Source organism: Dolichospermum sp. UHCC 0352 (genome assembly GCF_009711925.1).
In the GTDB taxonomy this organism is placed as follows: Bacteria; Cyanobacteriota; Cyanobacteriia; order Cyanobacteriales; family Nostocaceae; genus Dolichospermum; species Dolichospermum lemmermannii.
In genome coordinates, this window is sequence record NZ_VIKY01000246.1 from 1,314 (window position 1) to 3,034 (window position 1,721).

Genomic DNA, 1,721 nt, shown 5'->3' on the forward strand with positions numbered 1-1,721 from the left:
CACTGCTATCTATATCCTGTATAGATGCTGTATTGATAGCATTGTCTACACTGTTTACTATGTCTACATCTTCACTGGTTAATGTTTCCAGTTCCATCTGTGTAGGTTCTGCAATGTTTCCAGTTTCAACATCTACACTGCTAAATGTTTCCTCTACTTCTGTTAAATCTTCTGTGGGTATGTCGTCACTAACTACTGTTAATTTGGTGGCAGTAGATAGGAAATGATCTACTACAGATAAAACCTCTTGATCTGTTGGGTTCTCAATATCAGGAATTAAGCGATCGCACTGTTCCTTTATTTCTCCTAACGCCGCTTTTACACCTTGACGCGATAGACGTGACTGAATACGTTTTGCTATTGTGGTTAACATGATTTAGGCTACCTTTGATAGTTGGTTAGATTGAACTTTGGACTTATAGATGAGACTTACTGCGAGAATTGGTAACAGAACAGTTCTGTTATAGAAACCTTTATTCTTGAAACCACCGCACCCTTTAAACCATCTGGAAACTGTTGACTGATTGGGGTTAATGTTTAGCTGTTCTAGAAGTTTTAGGAACTGTTCCCCCGTGATACCTTCACCTATTGCCTGTTCTATTTGTTGGGTTATTTGGGACTTGATTTTGTGGTATTGAGAGAAGTATCTTGGTGAAGTTTTTTTGAGTGAGATAAACAATTCAAACCCTGATTTTGTTAGGGGTAATTCACACGCGGTCATTGTCTTTTTGACTCGCCACCAATGCACATCATTTACCCTACAACCTGCTAAAGTTTCGTAAATTGTCCGCGATTCTTCCATAATTTCTCATGCAGTATGCACTAAGTGTAATTTGCATATTTGCAGTGCAAGTAATTCACATCCTGCTTATTTGAATTACGCATATAGCGTACTTGTACTAAGCATCTTGCATTTTAGGAGTGAACTGTTATGCACTGTGAGCATTTATGCTGTAGCTGTATTGCCAGAATTTACGCTAAAACCTTCACAATCACGCCATACAGGACTATTAAGGATGCGGTGGGGTTGCATTTACTTGGCTATAGTGATAGTATAGCATACAGTAACAGTAGTGCAAGTAGTGTTAATTCCTATTTATTGACAGAAGTGCCACAATAGGGATAATTGACACAATAACTACTACTGTTACTAATGGCTGAACCTTCTAATTCTGAGGACAAAACTATTTCTTTAAGAATTTTTATGAGTGAATCACTCAGGAATACCTTTAAAGCCGTCTGTGCCAGACAAGGTAAAAATATGAGTGAAGTTGTAACGGAATTTGTAGAGACTTACGTTACAGAACACGATCCGAATTACCAAAAATCTAACTAGCAAAAGTGCGATTCCTACGGAGCGATCGCCCACACCACACCACAGAACCATGACAACTGAACCATCCCGACTAGACCGGATAGAAGCCAATCTAGAGCGCACCACAGAACATTTAAATACAGTAACAGTCAAACTAGATACTCTAGCTAACAACGTTACTGAAATAAGCTACAAACTTGATGACTTTATCAATACAACACAGATGGTATTGGGGCGTAGCACCATGTTAGATGAGATAATCATCAACAATAACGCCCGAACTGCCTTATTAGAGGATGTGGTGGTAGGAATTAACCGCAATCTTGAGCTACATCAGCAACGGTTTGAGGAAAATCAAAGATCAACTAACGCTGCACTGGAAAGATTAGAGGCAATCTTGATCAAG

The 1,721-nt window shown here is 39.0% G+C and carries 4 protein-coding genes and 1 pseudogene; 3 read left to right on the top strand and 2 right to left on the bottom strand.

All coding sequences use genetic code 11. The features are described 5' to 3' along the window. Both FJR06_RS17915 and FJR06_RS17920 read right to left on the bottom strand, forming a co-directional pair. Positions 1 to 373, bottom strand: a pseudogene (locus tag FJR06_RS17915) (hypothetical protein); the annotation flags it as partial. A gap of 3 nt (positions 374 to 376) precedes the next feature. Next, positions 377 to 802 carry a hypothetical protein gene (locus FJR06_RS17920; RefSeq protein ID WP_168651947.1) on the bottom strand — a complete coding sequence of 142 codons (426 nt, stop codon included), beginning with the start codon at positions 800 to 802 and terminating at the stop codon, positions 377 to 379. A 129-nt stretch (positions 803 to 931) separates the two neighbouring features. Here FJR06_RS17920 and FJR06_RS17925 point away from each other — a divergent pair, with 129 nt between their 5' ends. From FJR06_RS17925 to FJR06_RS17935, 3 genes are all read left to right on the top strand, one after another. Next, positions 932 to 1,120 carry a hypothetical protein gene (locus FJR06_RS17925; RefSeq protein ID WP_168651948.1) on the top strand — a complete coding sequence of 63 codons (189 nt, stop codon included), beginning with the start codon at positions 932 to 934 and terminating at the stop codon, positions 1,118 to 1,120. 33 nt (positions 1,121 to 1,153) lie between these two features. Continuing rightward, the gene (locus tag FJR06_RS17930) at positions 1,154 to 1,336 is read left to right on the top strand and encodes a plasmid partition protein ParG (protein WP_168651949.1); all 183 of its coding nucleotides are present in this window, start codon (positions 1,154 to 1,156) and stop codon (positions 1,334 to 1,336) included. A 49-nt stretch (positions 1,337 to 1,385) separates the two neighbouring features. Further along, a partial coding sequence (locus FJR06_RS17935) for a hypothetical protein (protein WP_168651950.1) occupies positions 1,386 to 1,721 on the top strand: 336 nt, incomplete at its 3' end.